16 protein-coding genes are annotated in these 22627 nt (G+C 61.1%); 6 read left to right on the top strand and 10 right to left on the bottom strand.

Annotation, left to right across the window (positions count from 1 at the left end; all coding sequences use genetic code 11):
* Window positions 1–38 precede the first annotated feature (38 nt).
* Together CIW50_RS24440 and CIW50_RS24435 are read right to left on the bottom strand one after the other, a co-directional pair.
* A complete protein-coding gene (locus CIW50_RS24440) occupies window positions 39–677 on the bottom strand; it encodes an NrsF family protein (RefSeq protein ID WP_149533778.1) in 639 nt (212 codons plus the stop codon).
* Between the two features lie 2 nt (window positions 678–679).
* A complete protein-coding gene (locus tag CIW50_RS24435; protein WP_149533777.1) occupies window positions 680–1225 on the bottom strand; it encodes a sigma-70 family RNA polymerase sigma factor in 546 nt (181 codons plus the stop codon).
* A 332-nt stretch (window positions 1226–1557) separates the two neighbouring features.
* Here CIW50_RS24435 and CIW50_RS24430 point away from each other — a divergent pair, with 332 nt between their 5' ends.
* Together CIW50_RS24430 and CIW50_RS24425 are read left to right on the top strand one after the other, a co-directional pair.
* The gene (locus tag CIW50_RS24430) at window positions 1558–2238 is read left to right on the top strand and encodes a hypothetical protein (RefSeq protein ID WP_149533776.1); all 681 of its coding nucleotides are present in this window, start codon (window positions 1558–1560) and stop codon (window positions 2236–2238) included.
* A gap of 76 nt (window positions 2239–2314) precedes the next feature.
* Complete coding sequence (locus CIW50_RS24425) at window positions 2315–3094, top strand: enoyl-CoA hydratase (RefSeq protein WP_089266978.1); 780 nt, start codon at window positions 2315–2317, stop codon at window positions 3092–3094.
* Here CIW50_RS24425 and CIW50_RS24420 read toward each other — a convergent pair.
* The gene (locus CIW50_RS24420; RefSeq protein WP_149533775.1) at window positions 3091–4941 is read right to left on the bottom strand and encodes an acetyl-CoA hydrolase/transferase C-terminal domain-containing protein; all 1851 of its coding nucleotides are present in this window, start codon (window positions 4939–4941) and stop codon (window positions 3091–3093) included. The two genes, CIW50_RS24425 and CIW50_RS24420, sit on opposite strands and share 4 nt — an antisense overlap.
* A 388-nt stretch (window positions 4942–5329) precedes the next feature.
* On the opposite strand from CIW50_RS24420, the gene CIW50_RS24415 reads away from it, so the two are divergent.
* A complete protein-coding gene (locus CIW50_RS24415; protein WP_246664444.1) occupies window positions 5330–6691 on the top strand; it encodes a TolC family outer membrane protein in 1362 nt (453 codons plus the stop codon).
* Between the two features lie 240 nt (window positions 6692–6931).
* Here CIW50_RS24415 and CIW50_RS24410 read toward each other — a convergent pair whose 3' ends face one another.
* From CIW50_RS24410 to CIW50_RS24400, 3 genes are all read right to left on the bottom strand, one after another.
* Entirely contained in the window at window positions 6932–10054 is a 3123-nt protein-coding gene (locus tag CIW50_RS24410) for an efflux RND transporter permease subunit (protein WP_149533773.1), read from the bottom strand.
* Between the two features lie 36 nt (window positions 10055–10090).
* On the bottom strand, window positions 10091–11260 hold the full coding sequence (locus CIW50_RS24405; RefSeq protein WP_149533772.1) for an efflux RND transporter periplasmic adaptor subunit: 1170 nt from the start codon (window positions 11258–11260) through the stop codon (window positions 10091–10093).
* Window positions 11261–11480: 220 nt separating this feature from the next.
* Window positions 11481–12878 (bottom strand): CoA transferase, encoded by a 1398-nt coding sequence (locus CIW50_RS24400; RefSeq protein ID WP_149533771.1) that lies wholly within the window; start codon window positions 12876–12878, stop codon window positions 11481–11483.
* Between the two features lie 96 nt (window positions 12879–12974).
* Here CIW50_RS24400 and CIW50_RS24395 point away from each other — a divergent pair, with 96 nt between their 5' ends.
* A complete protein-coding gene (locus CIW50_RS24395) occupies window positions 12975–13262 on the top strand; it encodes a hypothetical protein (protein ID WP_068738081.1) in 288 nt (95 codons plus the stop codon).
* Window positions 13263–13294: 32 nt separating this feature from the next.
* On the opposite strand, the gene CIW50_RS24390 is transcribed toward CIW50_RS24395, so the two are convergent.
* The 3 genes from CIW50_RS24390 to CIW50_RS24380 are packed head-to-tail and all read right to left on the bottom strand — an operon-like array spanning window position 13295 to window position 18910.
* A complete protein-coding gene (locus tag CIW50_RS24390; protein ID WP_246664443.1) occupies window positions 13295–16642 on the bottom strand; it encodes an error-prone DNA polymerase in 3348 nt (1115 codons plus the stop codon).
* Window positions 16639–18225, bottom strand: a complete 1587-nt coding sequence (locus tag CIW50_RS24385) for a Y-family DNA polymerase (RefSeq protein ID WP_149533769.1) — start codon at window positions 18223–18225, stop codon at window positions 16639–16641. Before CIW50_RS24385 ends, CIW50_RS24390 begins: the two co-directional genes overlap by 4 nt.
* Window positions 18119–18910 (bottom strand): ImuA family protein, encoded by a 792-nt coding sequence (locus CIW50_RS24380; protein ID WP_149533768.1) that lies wholly within the window; start codon window positions 18908–18910, stop codon window positions 18119–18121. The genes CIW50_RS24385 and CIW50_RS24380 overlap by 107 nt, the downstream gene beginning before the upstream one ends.
* Window positions 18911–19071: 161 nt before the next feature.
* On the opposite strand from CIW50_RS24380, the gene CIW50_RS24375 reads away from it, so the two are divergent.
* Window positions 19072–20313, top strand: coding sequence for a putative DNA modification/repair radical SAM protein (locus tag CIW50_RS24375; protein ID WP_149533767.1), 1242 nt, complete (start codon window positions 19072–19074; stop codon window positions 20311–20313).
* Window positions 20314–20334: 21 nt separating this feature from the next.
* Window positions 20335–21798: a UdgX family uracil-DNA binding protein gene (locus CIW50_RS24370; protein WP_149533766.1), complete on the top strand. Its 1464-nt coding sequence runs from the start codon at window positions 20335–20337 to the stop codon at window positions 21796–21798.
* A gap of 4 nt (window positions 21799–21802) precedes the next feature.
* Here CIW50_RS24370 and cnbZ read toward each other — a convergent pair whose 3' ends face one another.
* The gene (gene cnbZ, locus CIW50_RS24365) at window positions 21803–22546 is read right to left on the bottom strand and encodes a 2-amino-5-chloromuconate deaminase CnbZ (protein ID WP_149533765.1); all 744 of its coding nucleotides are present in this window, start codon (window positions 22544–22546) and stop codon (window positions 21803–21805) included.
* Window positions 22547–22627 lie beyond the last annotated feature (81 nt).

Below are 22627 nucleotides of genomic sequence, written 5' to 3'. Positions count from 1 at the left end.
GAATTCATTTTTCGCGGAACGCGTGGCTCGCGCGTCGCTCAATAGCGCAGTACTTTCGAACCGATGGCTGCACCCAGCCCCGCCACGACAAGGGCTGCGAGCGTGTACCAGGTCGCGACAAACAGCGGCGAGTCGTCCGTGCAATGCGCGGCGTAGAACGTCGCCCCTAGCCCGGCTGACATCAATCCCGCGAGCGCACCGGCAACGGCGGGGCGTGACGGCGCGCCGTGGCGCAGCGCGATCATCGCGCCACCGAGGATCGGCAGCGACAGCAACGTAATCGCCGCCGAACACAGCGACGAGTTCCTGCCGATAATGCGCATCATCATCGACGTGCGTTGCGGCATCGCCATTTCGACGATCAACGCGACGATGAGAATAAACGGCGACAACAATAACAGCCAGATCCAGCGCCCCAACGACGCTTCCGGCTTCGATAGATGAACGCTGATCACAATCGCGGGAATAGCGAGCGCCAGGGTCACCAGAAACTTCGTATCGAAGAACGGATTGCGCATCGCCGACATGAAGTCCGGGCGAATGCCAAGCGTCACCAGGAGCATCGCTGCGACGACCGGCAGCGTGACCAACAGGGCCATCGCGAGCTGCGTGCTCACGGGACGCGGCCTCTGATCATTGTCGGCGGCGAGCGTCTGAATCAGGCGATCGGTATCCATGGTCAATCCTTTCGCAGCTTGGCTGCGAGGCTCGCGAGCCCACGATGCAACGCCACGCGCACGGCGCCTTCGGTCATCGACAATTTCGACGCCGTGGTCTTGATGGATGCGCTCTCCACCGCGATCGATCGCAGCACGTCGCGCTGCCGCGGCGGAAGATCGGCGAGATAATTGGATATCTCGACAGTGGGCAATGTTTCAGCCGGCAGCTCGCTCGGAATCGTTTCGGCAAAATCGTCGATATTGACGAAGACGCGACGCCCGCGCCGGCGGAGCGCATCAATCAGCTTGTTGCGGGCGATCGCGAAGAGCCACGGCGCGAACGGTGCGTTCGCGTCCCAGGTCTGCCGCTTCAAATGCACCGCCAGTAAAATATCCTGCACAATGTCCTCGGCCTGATCAGGCGGCTGGCCAGCCCGCGAAAGGCCCTGCCGCGCTCCGGCGCGCAGCACGGGCGTAACCGACTTCAACAGGCGATGATAGGCAACGCTATCCCCTGCATTGGCCGACCGCATCAGATCGGTCCATTCGTCGTCACGTCCGCGCACGCGCGCTCCTAAAGCCAATTCGGCGGATAGTTCAATTTGTTACGCCGGCTGCGAGAAAAATCACGGAACCGTGAAGCCCTCACCTGCGTCCCAATCCGGAGCCGAAGATTTCAAAGCCATTCGGCTCATAGCACCGAACCGTCAGAGTGGCATCCGTCGCCTTGATTTCAAACGCAGATTTTTGCTGACGTCTGTGGAGACGATGACTGCGGCGGTGTTCATGCCCCGTTTTTGCCGGACTCGTCCGAAGATTCCATTTTTTTGCCCCGGTGTGAACACCTGCGCAGTTTCCCTTGCGGCTATTGGGGGCGGGTATTTTGGGGAGATTTCTCATGAACATCAGAGCCAGCGGGCGTGCGGCATTGGCCATCGCAGCCGGATTGTGGATCTGCACATCGGTACCGCTTCACGCGACCGAAAACGACACGTCGGCATCCGGGCCTGCCGCAACAGTCGGCAGCGCTACAGACACATCCGCAGAGCCGACCAAGACTGCCAAGCACCGCAGCGCCCGCAAGACCGAAGTAAAATCGCGCAAGTCGGACCGGCAGGCAACCAAGGGGGCGAGAAAACCGGCAGAGGACGACACCGCCAAGGCGGAAGACGCCAAGCCGGAGCACGGCGCCGCAGCTATCCCGGCATCGCTCGCCAATGCCAATGCACAATGGCCGTCCGAGACGACCGCAACCAACACTTACAATATGGCATCGCAGGCCGGCGGCGCGTTTGGCCAAATCGGCGACCAGCAGGAACAGCCCGCAACGACGACGCCGGATTCCAGCGCGAGCAATGCGCAGCTCGTTGCCGCTGACCAGCTCAACGAGCTCGATCGTGCCATCAGCGACGACAAGCCGCCGCTGACGCTCGCAAAGGCCACCATCGATACGCCGGCACCGGAAGTCACCAGAGAGAACAGCACGACCTGGGACAAGACCTCCCTTGTCGGTAAGATCTTCATCGCCTTCGGCGGCCTGCTCACCATGGCCTCTGCGGCCCGCATGTTTATAGCTTGAACCCCATCCCCCGAGCGGGCAAATTGTGCGGGGCCGCCGATCCTGGCCGCTTCAACAAAAATTCGCGGGATGGAACATGAGCAGCTACGAACACCTCATCGTTGAGCGCAAGGGCGCGGTCGGCATCATCACGCTGAACCGCCCGAAGATGCTCAACGCGCTTTCTTTCGGCGTGTTCGGCGAAATCAAGATCGCCATCGACGAGCTAGAAGCCGACACCGCCGTGGGCTGCATCATCGTAACCGGTAGCGAGAAGGCATTTGCCGCCGGAGCGGATATCAAGGAAATGCAGCCGAAGAGCTTCATCGACATGTTCTCCAGTGATTTCACCGCGATCGGCGGCGACCGTGTGGCCACCTGCACCAAGCCGACCATTGCCGCCGTCTCAGGCTATGCGCTTGGAGGCGGCTGCGAGCTTGCGATGATGTGCGACATCATGATCGCAGCGGACACCGCGAAGTTCGGCCAGCCGGAAATCACGCTCGGCACCATTCCCGGCATCGGCGGCACCCAGCGCCTCACCCGCGCCATCGGCAAATCGAAGGCGATGGACCTCTGTCTCACAGGCCGCATGATGGACGCGGCGGAAGCCGAACGCTCCGGTCTCGTCAGCCGCATTGTCCCGGCCGACAAGCTGATGGAAGAGGCCATCGCCATGGCAGAGAAGATCGCCGCCATGTCACGCCCGGTGGCGACGATGGCGAAGAACGCCGTAAATCGCGCCTTCGAAACCCCGCTGACCGAAGGCCTCAAGGTCGAGCGCGATCTGTTTCACGCAACCTTCGCGCTGGAGGATCGCTCCGAAGGTATGGCCGCGTTCATCGAGAAGCGGAAGCCGGTCAACAAGAACCGCTAGGCCGGGCCGCTGCGCGCGAGCGCGGCGGATACCAGCGCACGATATGCGCGTTCGGCCAATGTGGCCGGATGATCGAGCCCGAGCCGCGCAAGCGCCGCTTCATCGGATGCGCTCAGCCTATGCGTGACGCCCTCCCAGAACAAGCCGGCCAAGCTCAGCGGCGACGCCGAGGCGGCACTCAGGATCTGCAGCGCCGGAATCAGGCGCTGCTCGATCTCAGTGAAATCGCTGCCGAACGGAAATGTCGGCAGCAGGCCTGCGTCACGTGCGGGCTTCAGCGCAGTGGAAATCCGCGCCGGTGTGTTATCGCGATACGCCGCAGGAATCTCGTAGGTCTTCGGAAGTTTACCGTTGTTCTTGGCTTGCCGCATGAGCTCCGGTTGAAAACGAGAGTCGGACACTTGCAGCATTGCGGCGATCACGTCAGCGTCCGATCTTCCGCGCAGATCGGCGACACCATACTCCGTCACGATGATATCGCGTAGGTGTCGCGGGATCGTGGTGTGACCGTAGTTCCAGCGAATATTGGAGACGGGCTTTTTGCCGGCACGCGTTGCGTCGAGAGTCAGGATCGAGCGTGCACCGTCAAGCGCAAAGGCCTGCGCCACGAAATTGTATTGACCGCCCACACCACTGACGACCTGGCCATTGTCGAGGCCGTCGGAAATCGCGGCGCCCATCAGCGTTACCATCATCGTATTGTTGACGAAGCGCGCATCGACACGGGCGCGCCGCTTGATCTCTTCATCGCCGTAGAGCTGGTTGGTGAATGACACCGGCATCATCTGGATATGCGCAAGTTGCTCCGGCGTCATGTCGCGCAGTGCCCGATAGAATGACTTCGGCCCGAGGAAGAACGCGCCATGCACGATCGCGCCGTCGACGTCGCGCTTCAGGATGCCGGCATCGATCAGGCCCAGAAACGCCTCGAACAGCATTTCGCTGACACCATAGAGTCCACGTGTGAACGGTGCGGTCTCCCTGGGCGGTGCAGCCGGCGTTAGCCGCTGCATGACGCCCTGAAATGCTGCGTTGTCGCGATGACGCACAATCAGCCCCTGCGCCAGGGCATCGCCGACCTGACCGATTCCGATCTGCAACGTGCCACCATCGCGCACCAGGCTCGCCGCATGCAGGCCGATCGCATATTTGGTGTCGCTGATCGGCTCGTTCGGCGGCGCGAACAGCGGGAAATCAGTCTCAGGACTTTCAAGCACCGCATGGAATTCATCGGCGGCGAGATCGCCCACACCTGGCATGAACGGCAGCTCCGAATTGACCTGCCCGATCAGCCTGAACGACACCCGCCTCTCCGCGCGAGCACGCATCAGATCCAGTGTCGTGTCGGTGTTGCAGCTCAAACTATAGCGCGCGACGCCATCGACCACGCGCTTGGCCACGAGTTGCGTGATGACGTTGAGGCCGCGCGTCAGAAGATAGGATGAAGCATGGGTGTAGTTGGCCGAGATATAATGCTGCTGCGCATCGGCGACCCGCAGCCACTTTCCCGCGAGGAAGAAGAATTCGTTGACCTGAATGTTCGGCGGAAGCTCGCTTTTGTGGAGCGCCGTCGCGTAAGCGAGATCGGGATAGCCACCGAACAGCCGCTCGATCACTGGACTGATGAAGCGCTTCTCCAGCTCGCCGGATGGCTTCGGCTTCTCCAGGGTCAGCGCGGAGAAGAAAGTCAGGTTGATGCTGCGATCGTCCAGCGCGCGCTGATAGAGCGCATTGATGATGTGGTTTGCCTTGCCCAGCCCCAGCGGCAATCCGACCACCAGCGTGGTCCCGACGTCGCGAATGATGTCATCGGCGATGGCGTCGGGATCGGTGAAAATCTTGGGCATGGGCATTCCGGCAGGAACGGGATCGGCGGCGTCTCAACGCAATCGCGCAGCGAGGCCGGACAAAGTTACCACTGCGCACGGTTATTCAGAAATGTGCCCGACATGCAACACACGCGGCCGTGTGAAGCCGGGTTTATTCGTCGCATTCACGGAACACGCGATCCACCTTATGGTCCTGATCAATCAAGCAAATCGGGGCAGCCAAATGCCCTGTGGGGAAAGCGCAAAAGCCCGGAGGTTCTTCATCGGATGGTTTGCCTGCAAAGGCAACGCCATCTAAACATACGAGGACGTCAGCGGGCCGGACGTCCGAAGACTGCTTTGGGATAACATGGGTCGTCATCACGGCAAATTTGGCCTCGCCGCAAGGCGTGCGCTTCGGACAGGCATGGCCTTGAGCCTCACCGGCTATGGCATTTTCGCTGCGGGCGATGCGCGTGCTGAAACGGTGTCGGAAGCCCTTGCCAAGGCCTATCAATCCAATCCGCAGCTGAACGGCGAACGGGCCCGCCAGCGCGCGACTGATGAGAATGTCCCACAGGCGATGGCCGGCTATCGGCCACAGGTCGCCGCCACGCTGAGCTATGGCCTTCAGGCCGTGCGTAACCTGCTGGTGGATAACACCATCCAGGGCGCAACGCTGAAGCCATGGACCATCGGTGTTACCGTCACTCAAACGCTTTATAACGGAAACAAGACAGCCAATAGCGTCCGCGTCGCGGAATTGCAGGTGCAGTCCGGCCGCGAAGCGCTACGCAATGTCGGCCAAGGCGTGCTGCTCGACGCGGTCGTTGCCTATACCAATGTCCTCGCCAACCAATCGCTGGTCGAGGCCCAGCGCGCCAACGTCACCTCACTCCGCGAGACACTCGGGATTGCCCAGAAGCGGCTCAATGCAGGCGACGTCACCCCTACCGATACGTCACAGGCCGAAGCGCGTCTGGCCCGCGGTCAGGCCGATCTCAATGCTGCCGAGGTCAATTTCGCCATCAGCCAGGCGACCTATGCGCAGGTGATCGGCATGTCCCCGTCGCGGCTCAGCCCGGCCGAACCGATGGATCGTTTGCTCCCGCGCAATAAGGACGATGCCGTCAACCAGGCCTTCAAAGCACATCCGGCAGTGCTGGCCGCCGGCTACGACGTCGACGTCGCGACTACCACGATCAAGGTGGCGGAGAGCAGTCTGCTGCCCACGCTCACGCTGCAGGGCAGCGCCAGCAAATCAAGCCAGTCGGATCCGACGCTCGGAACCTTTGGGACTGACCAGGCTTCGATCGTCGGCCAATTGACTGCGCCGATCTATGACGGCGGCCTCGGTGCTGCGCAGACGCGCCAGGCCAAAGAACTGTCATCGGTCAGTAGGCTGGTCCTGGAGCAAGTCCGCAATCAGGCGCGCACCGCGGCTATCGGTGCATGGGTATCAAACGAAGGCGCCAGGACCGCTGTCAGCGCGGCCGAGTCTGAAGTCCGCGCCGCAGGTGTTGCCCTGCAGGGCGTTCAGCGCGAGGCCCAGGGCGGTCAGCGCACCACCGTCGACGTCCTGAACGCGCAGCAGGATCTCGTGCAGGCAAAAGCGCGCCTGATCGGCGCGCAACGAGATCGGGTCATCGCATCCTATTCGCTGCTTAGCGCAATCGGTAGGCTGGATGTGAAGACTCTCGGGCTGAATACGCCCGACTATCTGCCCGAAGTTCACTACCATCAGGTACGTGACGCCTGGCACGGCTTGCGCACGCCATCGGGACAATGACCACAGCTCCAGCGTCAGGGCTGCCCTGGCCTTTCTTGGCCACGTCACCGGTCAGCACGGTGACCAGTGACGCGAAATCATAAGGCTTGCGGACGATCGGCGCATCGCCCATCACCGATGGAATCAGACTGATCTTGCCAAAGCCCGTCGCGAAGACGAACGGAATGCCGAGGCGATCAGTGCACGCGGCAGCGGAATGCCGTTGCCGGGATTGATGTCTTCGGCACTCGCATGACCGGCCTAACGCGTCCGGCGCGAGAAGAACGAGATCAGCACCGGAAGGGTGATCAGGATTACCAATGGCGCCAGCATCATACCCGTGACCACCACCACCGCGAGCGGCTTCTGGACCTGCGAACCGATGCCCTCCGACAGTGCTGCCGGCAGCAGGCCGATACCCGCCACAATGCAGGTCATGAGTACCGGGCGCAATTGCAACTCGCCGGTGCGGATTACCGCCTTGATCCGCTCATAGCCCTCATCGATCAGTTGATTGTATTGCGACAGGATCAGGATGCCGTCCATGACGGCGATACCGAACAGTGCGATGAAGCCGATCGCAGCCGATACGCTGAACGGAATGCCGGTGATCAACAGGCCGAGCACGCCGCCGAAGATCGCCATGGGGATCACGCTCATGGCCAGCAACGTGTCGGCCATCGAGCCAAAGTTGAACCAGAGCAACACGCCGATCAGAGCGAGACTGATCGGCACGACGATGGAAAGCCGTGCGATAGCGTCCTGAAGATTGCCGAACTCGCCGACCCATTCGGTCCGCGAGCCAGGTGGCAGCTGAACCTGCGCGGCGACCTTGTCCTGCGCTTCCTGAATGGCGCTGCCGAGATCGCGTTCGCGTACCGAGAACTTGATCGGCAGATAACGCTCCTGATTCTCGCGGTAGATATAGGCCGCACCCGAGACGAGATTGATCGATGCCACCTCACTTAGCGGGATCTGCGCGATCGTGCCGTTCGGACCGGGTGCGCCGATGCGCAAATTCTGGATCGCCTCAGCGCTACGGCGATATTCCGGCGCCAGCCGCACCGTGATCGGGAAATGCCGATCGCTGCCGGGCTCATAGAGATCGCCCGCGGAGTCGCCGCCGATGGCGACCTTGATGGTGGCGTTGATATCGCCGGGCGACAATCCGTAGCGCGCAGCCTTGGCGCGGTCGACGTCGATCTGGATGGTCGGCTGCCCCAACGATGTGAACACGGCGAGATCCGTCACGCCCTGCACTGTCGACAGTACGGCTTTGATCTCGTTAGCGGTCTTGGTGAGTGCATCCAGATCGTTGCCGTAGAGCTTGATCGAGTTCTCGCCCTTCACGCCGGAGACGGCCTCGGAGACGTTGTCCTGCAGATATTGCGAGAAATTGAACTCGACGCCGGGAAATTTCGTCTGCAGTTCCTTGAGCAGGCGCGCCGTCAGCGCATCCTTGTCCTGCGGCGCCGGCCATTCGGAGGCAGGCTTCAGCGGGGCGAAGAATTCCGCGTTGAACAAGCCGGCCGCGTCGGTGCCGTCATCGGGACGGCCATGTTGCGAGACGACGGATTCTACCTCGGGCTGCTGGCGGATCAGCCTGCGCATCTCATTGACGTAAGTATTGCCCTCCTGCAGCGAGATCGTCGGCGGCAGCGTGGCGCGAATCCAGAGATTGCCCTCTTCCAGCTTCGGCAGGAATTCCAGGCCGAGGAAACGTGCCATGAAGAAGGTCACCACGACGAGACCGATCGCAATGCCCAGTACGATCTTTCGGCTGGCGACCGCCCAGTGCAGCACCGGCATATAGAGGCGATGCAGCTGGCGCATGATCCATGTTTCGGTCTCGTGGACGTGCGCCGGCAGAATGATCGCGCTCAGCGCAGGCGTGACGGTGAATGTCGCGATCAGGCCACCGGCCAGCGCATAAGCATAGGTCCGCGCCATCGGTCCAAAGATATTGCCTTCAACGCCGGACAGTGTGAACAGCGGCAGGAATGCGGCGATGATGATCGCGGCGGCAAAGAAGATCGAGCGCGACACGTCAGCGGATGCGCTCAGGATACCATGCTTCTTCATGCCCATGATGGTCTCGGGCGAGATGTGGCTACGCTCTGCTTCGGAAAGCTCCGTTGTCTGGGTCAGCCGTCTGAAGATGGCCTCTACCATGATGACCGTACCATCGACGATCAGGCCGAAATCGATGGCGCCCACCGATAGCAGGTTGGCAGATTCGCCGCGTAGCACCAGAATGATGACAGCGAAAAACAAGGCGAATGGAATGGTGGCGCCGACGATCAGCGCGCTGCGCAGGTTGCCGAGGAACATCCACTGCAGCAGCACGATCAGCAGGATGCCGACGACCATGTTGTGCAGCACCGTATGCGTGGTGGTGTCGATCAGGTCCTTGCGGTCATAGATGCGTTCGATCCGCACGCCGGGCGGCAGGATGCCTCCGCGATTGATCTGCTGCACCAGCTGTTCGACACGCGCGATGGTCGGCGAACTCTTCTCGCCGCGGCGCATCAGTACGATGCCTTGGACGATATCGTCCTCCTGATTGAGACCGGCAATGCCGAGGCGCGGCTTCTCGCCGACCGACACCGTGGCCACGTCCTTGACCAGAACCGGATTGCCGTTGGTCTGGGAGATCATCGTATTGGACAGATCGTCGATCGACCGAATGAGGCCGACACCGCGAACCACGGCCGATTGAGGGCCAATATTCACGGTGTTGCCGCCGACATTGATATTGGCATTGCCGACGGCGGTCAGCAGTTGCGGCAGCGTCAAGCCATAGGCAACGAGCTTGCTGAAGTCGACCTGGATTTCATAGGTTTTGGTTTTGCCACCCCAACCAATGACGTCGATGACGCCAGGCACCGCACGAAAGCGGCGCTGCATCACCCAGTCCTGCAGGGTCTTGAGATCGAGTACGCTGTAGTTCGGCGGTCCCACCAGACGATAACGGAAGATTTCACCCACCGCGGAGATCGGCGATATCGTCGGCTGTGCATTGCCCGGCAAGGTCCCGAGCTGCGACAACCGGTTCAGCACCTGCTGCAACGCTTCGTCATAGGTGTAGTCGAACGAAAACTGCAATTTGACGTCGGAGAGACCGTAGAGCGAGATGGTGCGGATCGTTTTGAGGTTCTTGATGCCGGCGACCTGCGCTTCGATCGGAATCGTGATGTAGCGTTCGATTTCCTCCGCCGACAGGCCGTTGCTCTGCGTGACGATATCGACCATCGGCGGAGTCGGATCGGGATAGGCCTCGATATTCAGCTGGTTGAAGGCGAACAGGCCACCGATGAAAACGATGGCGAACATCGCCACCATCAGGAAGCGACGGTCGACGGCCAGGGCAACAAGACGATCCATCCAGATCGGACCTTTCAGAAGAGCCGAAGCTGGGAGTTAGCTGGCGGAGGCCGCGCGATCAATGAACAGGCTGCCTTTGGTGACGATGCGTTCGCCGGCTTTCAGGTTGCCATGGACCTCGACGAGATTGCCGTTGGTCATACCGGTCTTGATCGTGCGCAGCTCGATGGTCTTGTCGTCATGCGCGACCCAGACGCGGACCTGATCGCCTTCATAGATCAGCGCCGTTTTCGGCACGCCGATCGTCGGCTGGTCGCCAGGCGCGTAGATCGTCACAGTGGTGAACATTTCGGGCTTCAGCAGACCGTTGCTGTTGTCCAGCGTGGCGCGTACCAGCAGACGGCGCGTTGCGGGATCGAGCGCAGTCGCGACATAGCTGATGCGGCCAGAGAGCACGCGGCCCGGCAGCGCGAGTGCGGTGAAGCTCATTTCCTGACCGATCTGCACGGCAGCAGCTTCGGTCTCACGCACGAAAGCCGTGAGCCACACTGATGAGAGATCGCCGATCACGAAGACCGGGTCGGCAGCGCCCGCGCTGATATACTGGCCGGGGCCGATCTTGCGCTGAACTACAGTGCCCGCGAGCGGCGCATAGATCGTCGTTTCCGGATTGATGCGGCCCTTCTCCTGGAAGGCCGTGATCGCGTCTTCCGAGAGGCCGAGAATGCGCAGGCGATTGCGTGCGGCTTCAAGTGCCGTGTCGGCAGTACGCAGATCGTTCTGTGCCTGCAGCAGCGTGGCCTGGCTCTGCTGATAGTCTTTCAGCGGCACAGCTTTGCCTTCGAACAGGTCGCGGGCGCGCTTGTCCTGGATCTGTGCGAGGTCGAATTGCGACTTCGCCTTGTTGAGAGCCGTGGTCGCGGCAACGAAATCGTTCTGAGCGCCGACGGTGTCGGCCGCTTCGATCACAAAGAGCGGCTGGCCCTTTTCGACGTGATCGCCTGGTTTGGCGAGCAGCTTGGTGACGCGGCCGGCATAGGGTGAGAAGATCGGGGTCGAACGGTCCTCATCGACGGCAATCTTGCCCTCGGTGACGTGTTCGGCGCGGAAGGCACGCACGGTGACCGGCTCGATGGTCAGGCTCGCCCATTCCGACGGCGAGGTCGCATAGCGCTGCGGGTTCTTCCGCGACTGGCTCGAAACGTCGGAATGCCCCTTCGACGGGGTGGACAGCCGCACGTAGCCGATACCTGCGGCGACCAGCATGGCAGCAATGCAACCGCCCGCAATCAGGCGCTTTCCGCTAAACAGCTGAGATCGTTGATCTAAATTCGTCACTGTCCAGTCCTTGATAGGAAACGCACTTATTCCGCGGCGATTTGTCCCATTCACGCGCTAATAGTGCGCATCTGGGCGTTCAGACAATCTAAAAACGCATGTGCACTTACGAATCTTCGTTAAAATTCTGAAATCCTGCGAATGGGCTTCAATTGCCGGACGGCCATACCGCCGGATGGCTGGCTAGGGGCATGGCCGGACGCGCCCACGATGCCGGGGTTCGCGATAACACGGCTGCATGACGGACCGCCGACAACTGGCCGAAGCCGGACGGCATATCCTCGGTAAACTCCTTCACTGTCTCCCCCGTCAGATCCGCGACTGCCAAGCCATCGGGCAGCCGCCCCATGTCCCACAGCCACTGACCGGTGCGGGCAAGAGAGACCTGGACGTGCCAGTTACCGCCTTCACGCGCCTGGCGTGCGCGTGCGATCATGGCGCCGAAGGCCATTAAGTAGCCGGTGGCGTGATCGAGCATCTGGGCCGGCAATTCCTTCGGCCCGTCGACGCCCGCCGCCTGCCCTTCGGCATGATTGAAGCCGGTCGCGCATTGGACGAGGGAGTCGAAGCCGCGGCGCCCGGCCCACGGCCCGGAACGGCCATAGGCGGAGAGCGAGACATAGACGATACCGGGACTGACACGGGCCGCCTCCTCTGGAGAGAAGCCGAGTGCCGCGAGCGATTGCGGGCGGTAGCCTTGCGAGAAGATATCCGCTTGCGCGAGCAATCCTCGCAAGGTGTCGCGCCCCTGCTCGTTCTGGAGATCCACGAAGCTCGAGAGCTTGCCGCGGCCGGTATCGATGGTGAGCCACGGGATCGCCGGCAGATCAGGACTGGAGACCAGCATCACATCCGCGCCATGGGCCGCAAGCGTACGACCAGCGACGGGCCCGGCGATGACGCGTGAGAGATCGAGTACGCGCAGCCCCGCGAGCGGCCGAGCGCCGATCGGCCATGGCTTGGGTTCGGCGTCGCCGATCCGGGTGATCTCGACCAGCGGCAATTCGGCAACGGCTTTCGCCTGCGGCAGCGCCATCCATTCGTCACGGGAACGCATCAGCGCCACGACACCGCCGGCCGCATAAGCTGCAGTCTCGAAGGCTTCACCGCTCCATTGCATCAACGCGGCTTGGACGGCTTCGCGTTCCGGCGCACAGGACAGCACCTGACAGACAGCATCGCGATGATGCGGAAAATTGGTATGGAGCCGGACGAATTTGCCGTCGCCGGTCTTGTAGACACCGGCGATCGCATCCCAGGCGGGCGGCGGCGGATTGCCGTCGCAACGCAGGTAGCGCTCGCTGCGGCATTCGACGATGGCGTGGCGCATGTCGACCGAGACAGTCTGCGTCTGGCCGCTGCGTAGCCGCCAGATTTCGGCAGCCGCCATTCCGGCCGCAGCGATGCTGACCTGAGCGGCTGCACCGACATGGAATGACGACGGCAATTGCGGCTCATTGCCGGTCAGCGCGACACGCTGGAGCGCCGCAATGTCACCGCCAACCTCCCTCCAAAGGTCGCCGAGCAGTTCACGAATGCCGTACATCAACGCCCCCCTTTCCCACGACACCGATTCAGCTCACGCTTCCAGGTGACCACATTCGTCATCGCATCATCTTGTACAAACATGGAGAGAGAGACCATGGCCACCATCGATCCATTGACTGCCGGCGCCGTGGTGCTGGCCACGGCTGCCACCGACGCGGTCTATGTGATGTTCACCTCTGCGGTGGTGGCCCGTCGGCGCGTACCTGCGGCCACCTGGAGCAGCGTTTGGTATGTACTCTCGTCCTATGCCGTCATCAGCTATACCGAAAACTGGATGTATGTGGGTTTCGCCGCCGTCGGCTCATGGATCGGCGCCTATGCCACCATCACCTTCCTGCACCGGCCACCCGGCGGCCCGCCAGTCGGTGCATCACCTGAATAGGTAACAGCCGCTGAATGGTTGCTGAACGACGCTTAATGGAAATCCCGCGAACGCGGCAGGATCCGTACATTGCGCGGATGGCGTATGCGTTGCACGGGACTGTCGGGATGCTCGCGACGATCGTCATTGATCGGCTCCGGACCCGACAGCATTTGTCGGGGTTCGCCTAGCGCATCGTTGCCAAGATACCTCAGATCGTCCGAGCGATCGATCAGCCGTTCGGCAACCAGATGCACGACCTTCTCCGGACTGCTCTGGATGCGCCCCTCGACCAAGATCAGCCTGGAACCCATGACTTCCCTACGAAACTGCTCCATCACCTTCGGCCAGACCACGATATTGGCGATACCGGTCTCGTCTTCCAGCGTCATGAACACCACGCCATTGGCGCTGCCCGGCCGCTGCCGCACCAGCACGACGCCGGCACAGCGCACGCGCCGTCTGTCATTGGCATCCACAATGCTCGCGCAGGTCACCACTTTTTCCCGCGTGAAACGCGCGCGCAGGAACTCCATCGGATGGCCCTTCAGGGACAGACGGATAGTCTGATAATCGGCGACCACCTGTTCGGGCAAAGGCATCTGCGGCAGCGGTGCCGCATGTTCGTCCGGCTGTTCGCGGGCACTCGCAATCTCGAACAGCGGTAGCGGCACGTCATCCGGCAAGCGCCTCACCGCCCATAATGCTGCACGGCGATCCAGGCCGATGGAGCGAAATGCATCGGCCTCGGCGAGCATGATCAGCGCGCGCTTCGGAAGGGCGGTGTCGCGGGCGAAATCTTCCAGCGAGGTGAAAGGACCGCGCTCGCGCGCAGCGACGATGCGCTGGCCCCAATCCTCAACGGCAGATTTTCCTTTTTCCTTCCTTTCTCTCTCCTCATCAGGATCAGCCCATTTGAATCCATCGATCTGGCGAAAGCCAAGGCGAACAGCGCAATGATTTCTGCTTCGTTCTTCCAGAGTATTCTGCGAATGGCTGAAGGACACGTCGATCTCGCGCACATCGACGCCGTTGTCGCGCGCATCACGCACGATCTGCGAAGGTGCATAAAACCCCATCGGCTGAGAGTTCAACAGTCCGCAGCAGAATGCATCCGGATGATAATGTTTCAGCCATGACGAGACATAGACAAGTTGCGCAAAGCTAGCCGCATGGCTCTCCGGAAAACCGTAGCTGCCAAAACCTTTGATCTGATCGAAGCAGCTCTGGGAAAATACCGGATCGTAGCCGCGGTCGACCATCTTGCCGACCATCTTCGCCTCGAACGTATGCATGGTACCGACATTGCGGAACGTCGCCATGGCGCGGCGCAGACCATTGGCCTCTTCTGAAGTAAAATGTGCCGCTTGGATGGCAATGCGCATCGCCTGTTCCTGAAACAGCGGCACGCCAAGGGTCTTATGCAGGACATTCTTCAGTTCGTCCTTGTTGCCCCCCTTCGGAAATGGATATTCGATATCATCAGGGTTCATCGCTCGCCGCTTGAGATAGGGATGCACCATGTTGCCCTGGATCGGGCCCGGGCGAACAATCGCGACTTCGATGACGAGATCGTAGAAGGTGCGTGGTTTCAGGCGCGGCAACATATTCATCTGCGCGCGACTTTCGACCTGAAACACGCCGAGGGATTCGCCACGCTGAAGCATTCTGTAGACCGGATCGTCATCCTTCGATTTGATGTCTTTGAGGCCGTAGCGCTTCCCTTTGTGGTCCGCGACCAGATCCAAACACTTCCGGATGCAGGTCAGCATGCCCAGTGCGAGCACATCGACCTTCATCATCTTCATCGTGTCGACGTCGTCCTTGTCCCATTCGATGAAGGTGCGTTCGTCCATCGCCGCATTCCCGATCGGCACATAGGTGTCGAGCCGATCCTGCGTCAGCACATAGCCGCCCACATGCTGCGACAGGTGGCGCGGGAATTCGATCAGCTCGGCGGCAAGCTCGACAGCGCGCACGATCATCGGATTGGACGGATCGAGGCCGGCCTGCTTGACCTGCATCTCGTTGAGGCCCTTGCCCCAGCTGCCCCAGACAGTATCGGCCAATGCCGAGGTGACGTCCTCGGTCAATCCCAGCGCCTTGCCGACATCGCGGATCGCCGAGCGCGGCCGGTAGTGGATGACGGTGGCGATGATTGCCGCGCGATGACGGCCATATCTTTTGTAGACATACTGCATCACCTCCTCGCGCCGGACGTGTTCGAAATCGACGTCGATGTCCGGCGGCTCAAGCCGCTCCTTGGAGATGAAGCGCTCGAACAAAAGGTCGACCTCGGCGGGATTGACCGAGGTGATATCGAGCATGTAGCAGACCGCCGAGTTTGCCGCTGATCCCCGCCCCTGACACAGAATGTTCTGGCTGCGCGCATAGCGAACGATATCGTGGACGGTCAGGAAGTAATGCGCATAGCCGAGCTCGGCGATGAGCGCGAGCTCCTTGCGTAAGGTGGCTTCGAGCGTCTCATCGACACTATTCGGGAAATGCCGGGCATATCCCTCCCAGGTCAGATCCGCGAGATGCTGCTGCGCGGTTTTTCCCGGCGGGACCGGTTCGTCGGGATATTGGTATTGGAGTTGGTTCAGTGAAAACGTGATGCGATCGGCAAAACGGATGGTCTCCCGGATCGCATCCGGATAATCGCGAAACAGCCGCACCATTTCAGCAGCCGGCTTGAGATGCCTCTCGGCATTCATTTCCAGCACGCGGCCGGCCTGCTCGATGGTGGTCTTTTCGCGGATGCAACTGACCACGTCCTGCAGGATACGGCGCTCTGGCGTGTGATAGAGCACATCATTGGTAGCAATCAGGGGCACGCGCGCAGTGGATGCAATGCGCTGCAGCTTTGCCAGACGACGCTTGTCATCCCCGCGATGAAACGGACTGGCGCCGAGCCAGACGCCACCTGTCGAAAATCGAGACAGGGCGTCAAACGTGCGCAGGACAAGACTGCTGTCGATGCGATAGGTCGACATCAGCACAAGCAATAGCCCTTCGCTGAGCTCCCCGAGATCCCCGAGCTGAAGCAGGCATTCACCCTTGTTGCCGCGCAGCTTGCCCATGCTGAGCAACCGGCACAGTCTGCCATAGGCAGCGCGGTCGCACGGATAGGCAAGGATGTCCGGCGTGCCGTCGTTGAAGACCAACCGTGTGCCGATCAGCAGCTTCGGTTTGTAGACAAGATCCTTGTGATCCAGTTCGGCAAAGGCGCGCACCACACCGGCCATGGTGTTTTGATCGGCAATCCCGATGGCATAAAGTCGCTCGTTACTGGCCTGATGCACATAGTTCTGCGGATGCGACGCACCGCGCAGGAACGAGAAATTGCTGGTGACACCAATCTCGGCATAATCAGGCGCGCCGGCGCCGCCCGTGCTCATGCGAACAGCCCATGCACGAACCATTGCGGCGAAACGGCTTGATCGTCCGCATCTTTGATCTCACCATAAAGTCCGTCGCGGAACAGCCAAAACCGTTGCCCTGCCTCATCCTCAACGCGAAAGTAATCGCGCGTCGGCATCGCCTCCTGCGCGCGCCACCACTCCATCGACACACGCTCCGGGCCTTCCACATGAACGACGTTATGAGACACCCGTCGCCAGGTGAATTTCTTAGGCGGCTTGTCTGGAAACTCCGCAAGCGGGACGTCGATCAGTTCGGGCTGCTCGAACAACCGTAACGGCCGCAACGGCGGTTCGTCTTCACGCACTGGCCATACTGCCTGCATGACGGCAGCCAGATGATGCTGTGCCGGCACCGCCAGCATCGCGCGTTCGGGAATGTGGCTCTCGACAGGCAGATAAACCAACACACGTCGAGGACCAATCCGCGCGGCGATACGGTCGATCAGATGGGCCAGTTCGTCATTGGCGTGAACATTGGCATCGAGGTCGCGCTGCTGCTGCACGACGATTTCCGTGCGGCTAGCTGATAGGCGGATCATATCGAAACCGAAGCCGGGATCGAGTGGATCTGCAATCGCGTCTAGCCGCTCGCGAAACAACCGGTCGATCACCTCCCCTTTGGTCACCGGCAGGCCGGTTTCCGCGGCGATCACCCGCACCGCGCCGTCGGTGCGAAAGAACGCAGCTTCCAGCCGCCGCGCGCCCTTGCCCTGCCTGCCCATCGCATCGATCAGCGTGCGCGCCAGATTGGCCAGCGTGATGGATATTACACCATCGGTGGCGATCGGTTCGGCGAAGCGTTGCTCGACGATATAATCCGGCAGCGGTTTACGCGGAGAAATCGGCGCATCGCTGTGCCCCAGCGCCTGTTCCAGCAGTGTCGTGAATTCCGCGCCGAAGCGCGCAGTGATTTCAGGGCGCGACCGCGAGGCGACATCGCCGATGGTCTTCAAGCCGGCGCGGCGCAATCCACGGATGATCGCCTCATCGGCGCCCAGCGTGAACAGCGGCAGCGGCGTCACTGCCTTGGCCTCCTCGCCCGCGACGATGATCCGGCCATGTGCATATCGACTGAGCGTGCGCGCGCATGTCGATGTCGCCGCAATCGCTGCACTGACAATAAAACCCTGCCGCAACAGCGCCGCGCAGAGCTGCTCCATCAGTGCGGCCTCGCCACCGAACAGATGGGCACAGCCGGTGATGTCGAGAAACAGGCCATGCGGCAGATCCAGCGCCACCAGTGGCGTGAAGCGGTCGCACCAATCGGCAATGTCGGTCAGCACCTGCGTATCGGCGACAGGATCAGCATCGAACACCTGAATGTCCGGACAGACCGCACGGGCATTGGCGAGCGGCAGACCTGATTCAAGGCCGAGCTTCGCCGCGGCATCGTCCAGCGCGGAGATCTGCAGCGCATTGCTTTGCTTGGCGACGACAATACTTGCTTGCAGATTAGCTGGCGCGCCGTTGCGCGCGAGCTGACGTTTGATGCGATCGGTTGGCAGGCGCGGCAGCCACAGGCTGAGGATGCGCCGATGTGTCACGGAAAACGCACTCATCACACTTCCATTCCATGATCCATTGCCCGTTCGGGCCGTGACGATTTCGAACCAGTTGCACGTCGAGCATTGGCGCGCCCCATGATTGCCAGGGCCGGAATGGCGGCGAATGCGCGGAGCGGATGATCCAGCGCGTCTCTGCCGTACTCGAGACCGGAACGCCTGCAGTCCGCAGCAACAGACACGTGACGCCCGACCCCCGCGCTGCCAGCGTGAGCTTGCGGCTGGCAACCAGATCGAACTGTTTGCTGTCGCCCCAGGTCTCCAGCACGACGCTGCCCAGCGCATCGCAGGCCAGCGCATCAGCCGTGGTCCGCAATGCCGTCTCGACATCAGGCGCGCGCACGGTGACCAGCAAGCGGGGATCGAGACCGAGCTCGCGCCAGCCGCTCATGGCCAGCGCGCCGCATTCGCGTTCGGAGAAATCCTGCCGGATCCACAGCAGCGGCCTCTTTGCCGAGACGCGATGCGCAAGGCCGGCGACAAAGCCCGTCGCCGCCGCGTTGTGACGGCCTTCGGCGAAGACCTCATGCATCGTACCGCGCGCAAGCCCGCCCTGCAGCGCCGCGTCCGCCTCGGTATGACCGAGCGACACGCGAGCCGGTGCGTAGGTATCACTATGGGTCTCAATGCGTTCGATACTGCCGCGCAATTGCGCGAGCGTGTCCATGCGTGCGCCGGTCATGCGCCGCTCCTCAAATCGTTTTGCCGTTGGCGGGTTTTTAATGAACCCGTTGCCGGCCCATTTGTTCATGATATGTTCTAATATAAAGCTAAGATGGCAAGCCGAGTCAATCGGGATCATCAGCCACTTTTTTAGCATTTGAAATTAAAGGGATTTTGAACATGGACGTGAAGCGTAAGCTGGAAATCCTGGCGGATGCCGCGAAATACGACGCGTCCTGTGCGTCCAGCGGTACCGAGAAACGGGACTCCCGCGACGGCAAAGGCATCGGCTCGACCGATGCAGGCATGGGGATCTGTCATTCCTATACGCCGGACGGCCGCTGCATCTCGCTGCTGAAGATCCTGCTCACCAATGCCTGCAATTACGATTGCCTTTATTGCGTCAACCGGGCCTCCAGCAATGTGACGCGCGCCCGCTTCACCGTCGACGAAGTGGTGCAACTGACGCTGGATTTCTACCGGCGCAATTACATCGAGGGACTGTTTCTCTCGTCGGGCATCATCCGCAGCGCCGATTACACGATGGAACAGGTTGTCGCCGTCGCGCGAAAACTGCGCGAGGAGCATCACTTCCGCGGCTATATTCACCTCAAGACCATTCCGGAAGCCGATGATGCGCTGATCACCGAGGCCGGCAAATATGCCGACCGGCTCTCGATCAATATAGAGGTGCCGGAAGAAGACAGCCTCGCCAAGCTGGCTCCGGAAAAAGACGCTCGCGCTATCCGACGAACGATGGGACGCCTGCGGCTGAAACTCGACGAAGCCCGCGAAGGACAGAAGCCGACGTCACGCGGCAAAGTCGGGCCGCGTTTTGCGCCGGCCGGCCAGAGCACGCAGATGATCGTCGGCGCCGACAGCGCCAATGATTCAATCATCATCCGGACCTCCGCCAATCTCTACGGATCCTACAATCTGAAGCGCGTCTATTACTCCGCCTTCAGCCCGATCCCCGATGCGAGCCGTTCGCTGCCGCTGCGCGCGCCGCCGCTGATCCGCGAGCATCGGCTGTATCAGGCCGACTGGCTGATGCGCTTCTATGGCTTCGAAGCCGACGAAATCGTCGATGACAGCCACGGCATGCTGTCGCTGGACATGGACCCGAAACTCGCCTGGGCGCTGCGCCACCGCGACCGCTTCCCGCTCGACGTCAATCGCGCCAGTCGCGAGGACCTTCTGCGCGTACCCGGCTTTGGCGCAAAAGCCGTGCAGCGCATCATCGAAACCCGCCGCATTTCGTCGATCCGCGTCGGCGACCTAGCCCGGCTGCATATTCCGCGGAACAAGGCACTGCCTTTCATCGTTCTTCCGGATCATCGCCCCGCCGTGAATTTGCTGGACAGCGCGAAGCTGGCGGAGCGGTTCAAACCGAAGGCAACCCAATTGGGATTTGGATTTTAGGATTTCATTTCAGGAGATCCGATGCACACCATCGTGCTGGAGAGCGACACCGATTTCGCAGGCTGGCGCAAGGCGGCACGCAAACTGGCGCTCAACGACATTGCTCCCGGCGATGTGACATGGAAGGTTGCAGGCACCGAGCCTGAATTGTTCTCCGCCTCGCCAGCAACGTCGCTATCCGACGCTGCAAAAGGCACGTTCAACGTGCCGGCCAAATTCGTCGAACTTGCCGAGACTGCGGTCCTGTATCGCGATCCCGAACGCTTCGCCCTGCTCTATCGTCTATTGTGGCGGCTGCGCGACAATCCCGATTTGATCCACGTCGCGATTGATTCCGACGTCGCTAAATTGCAGGCGATGGCCAAGGCTGTCCGGCGCGACGAGCACAAGATGCATGCTTTCGTACGATTTCGTGAAATCGACCGTGAGCCGAAGTCGCACTTCGTCGCCTGGTTCGAGCCCGAACATCACATCGTCGAACTCGCCGCTCCGTTCTTCGCGCGGCGCTTCGCCGACATGGCGTGGTCGATCCTGACGCCGGATCTCTGCGCGCATTGGGACGGTCACGCGATTTCGATCACGCCCGGCGTCAGCAAGTCGGATGCGCCGACGAAGGATCGGCTCGAAGACGTGTGGCTGGCCTATTACGCCAACATCTTCAACCCGGCACGGTTGAAGACCAAGGCGATGCAGAACGAGATGCCGAAGAAATACTGGCGCAACTTGCCCGAAGCCGCGTTGATCAAGCCGCTGATCGCGGAAGCCGAGCGCGTTACGGGCGACATGATCGCGGCCGAAGCCAGCGTGCCGAAGAAGCCGCAACGTCGGGAGGAGACGATGGTCAAGTCACATGCGCCCGAAATTGCCGAACATACCGGGAAGGAAAGTCTTGCCGCATTGCGCGAGGAAGCCGCCGACTGCCGCGCCTGTCATTTGTGGAAAGACGCGACGCAAACCGTGTTCGGCGAAGGCCCACAGCAGGCTTCTGTGATGATGGTCGGCGAACAGCCCGGCGACAAGGAAGACCTTGCCGGCAAGCCGTTCGTCGGACCGGCCGGACAAATGCTCGACAAGGCGCTGAAGGAAGCCGGCATTGTCAGGGGCAAGGTCTATGTCACCAATGCCGTGAAGCACTTCAAATTCGTGCCGCGTGGAAAATTCCGTCTGCACCAGAAGCCGGCAACGCCGGAAATCAAGGCGTGCCGTCCCTGGTATGAGCGCGAAAAAGCGTCTATGAAACCAGAACTCGTCGTCGCGATGGGCGCGACAGCCGCGCAAAGCGTGCTCGGCAAGATCACGCCGATCGGCAAGACGCGCGGCCGGATCTTCGAGGCTGACGACGGCACACAGGTTCTCGTGACCGTGCATCCATCATATCTGCTACGACTGCCCGACGAGGATGCCAAGGCGCGCGAATATGCGCACTTTGTCGATGACCTTCGGATCGTCGCCAAGCATCTCAGAAAATCAGCGCACGCAACCTGATATGTCAGATCACGAATTCGCGCATCACGCGCCGCGTATCCATCTCGAATTCTAGATCCACCACCGGCGGCCTTGCAAAATGCCAGGTCATGCCTTGCCGTGATGCGCCGCGCTCGATCAGTTCATCGGCCACCACGGGATGGAAATCCTGTACCGTGTAGATCTGGGTCGCCGTCGTATCCTTCCATGAGAAGCCGAAGGCGCCGAGGCGCTCTTCCATATTGCTCATGGTCATCCGCGTTTTCTCGCGAAACGCGTCGGGCGAGGTCTCGCGATAGCGCGTGATGCGCTCGGGATATGTTCCAGGTCCGCCACGCGCTTCAGCGCCACCGGCAATGACAAAGCTTGGCTTCGCGCCGAGTGCCGGCCGCGTGAACGAGAATGCGTAGAACGACGGTTCGGTCGGCGGATCGATTTCGAGGCAGACATTGCTGCGCGCCACGGGATTGTTGCTCCCGTCGAAGATGCCCCATTCCGCAAGCGTCTTCACATAGTGCTCGTTGAACTTCCGAAAACCGGCTTCATCGACCACCGCAGGCGAGCGCAGTTCGCAGGCGCAGAAAGATGTCAGCGGTCGATCGGCCGCGAGGATGTAATCGGCAATGCGCGCGAAGCCATCGGCCAATGGCAGCCATTTGTCGAAGCGAACGCGTTCGATCTCGAAATCCGCATGGGCCGCAACGCCGCTCGAATACTGAAACACTGCGGGAATGTAGCGATAATTGCCGGCCGGAAAATCACGCGTCATGGGGCGGGTCCTGTGGAGCATCCGGGCCGCCACAAGCGAATGGCGGATCGCATGAAGCGATCCGCCATCCAACCTCAAACC

Origin of the sequence: Tardiphaga sp. P9-11, from assembly GCF_008329525.1 — a bacterium.
GTDB lineage: Bacteria > Pseudomonadota > Alphaproteobacteria > Rhizobiales > Xanthobacteraceae > Tardiphaga.
Note: the sequence above shows the minus strand (reverse complement) of the source record. Positions and strands in the feature narration are given on the sequence as shown.

Coding starts and splice junctions, on each gene's coding strand:
- CIW50_RS24375 (WP_149533767.1), top strand. CDS start 19,072: ATGGACGTGAAGCGTAAGCTGGAAATCCTGGCGGATGCCGCGAAATAC.
- CIW50_RS24430 (WP_149533776.1), top strand. CDS start 1,558: ATGAACATCAGAGCCAGCGGGCGTGCGGCATTGGCCATCGCAGCCGGA.
- CIW50_RS24440 (WP_149533778.1), bottom strand. CDS start 677: ATGGATACCGATCGCCTGATTCAGACGCTCGCCGCCGACAATGATCAG.
- CIW50_RS24410 (WP_149533773.1), bottom strand. CDS start 10,054: ATGGATCGTCTTGTTGCCCTGGCCGTCGACCGTCGCTTCCTGATGGTG.
- CIW50_RS24400 (WP_149533771.1), bottom strand. CDS start 12,878: ATGTACGGCATTCGTGAACTGCTCGGCGACCTTTGGAGGGAGGTTGGC.
- CIW50_RS24405 (WP_149533772.1), bottom strand. CDS start 11,260: ATGCTGGTCGCCGCAGGTATCGGCTACGTGCGGCTGTCCACCCCGTCG.
- cnbZ (WP_149533765.1), bottom strand. CDS start 22,546: ATGACGCGTGATTTTCCGGCCGGCAATTATCGCTACATTCCCGCAGTG.
- CIW50_RS24390 (WP_246664443.1), bottom strand. CDS start 16,642: ATGAGCACGGGCGGCGCCGGCGCGCCTGATTATGCCGAGATTGGTGTC.
- CIW50_RS24395 (WP_068738081.1), top strand. CDS start 12,975: ATGGCCACCATCGATCCATTGACTGCCGGCGCCGTGGTGCTGGCCACG.
- CIW50_RS24425 (WP_089266978.1), top strand. CDS start 2,315: ATGAGCAGCTACGAACACCTCATCGTTGAGCGCAAGGGCGCGGTCGGC.
- CIW50_RS24370 (WP_149533766.1), top strand. CDS start 20,335: ATGCACACCATCGTGCTGGAGAGCGACACCGATTTCGCAGGCTGGCGC.
- CIW50_RS24415 (WP_246664444.1), top strand. CDS start 5,330: ATGGCCTTGAGCCTCACCGGCTATGGCATTTTCGCTGCGGGCGATGCG.
- CIW50_RS24420 (WP_149533775.1), bottom strand. CDS start 4,941: ATGCCCAAGATTTTCACCGATCCCGACGCCATCGCCGATGACATCATT.
- CIW50_RS24385 (WP_149533769.1), bottom strand. CDS start 18,225: ATGAGTGCGTTTTCCGTGACACATCGGCGCATCCTCAGCCTGTGGCTG.
- CIW50_RS24380 (WP_149533768.1), bottom strand. CDS start 18,910: ATGACCGGCGCACGCATGGACACGCTCGCGCAATTGCGCGGCAGTATC.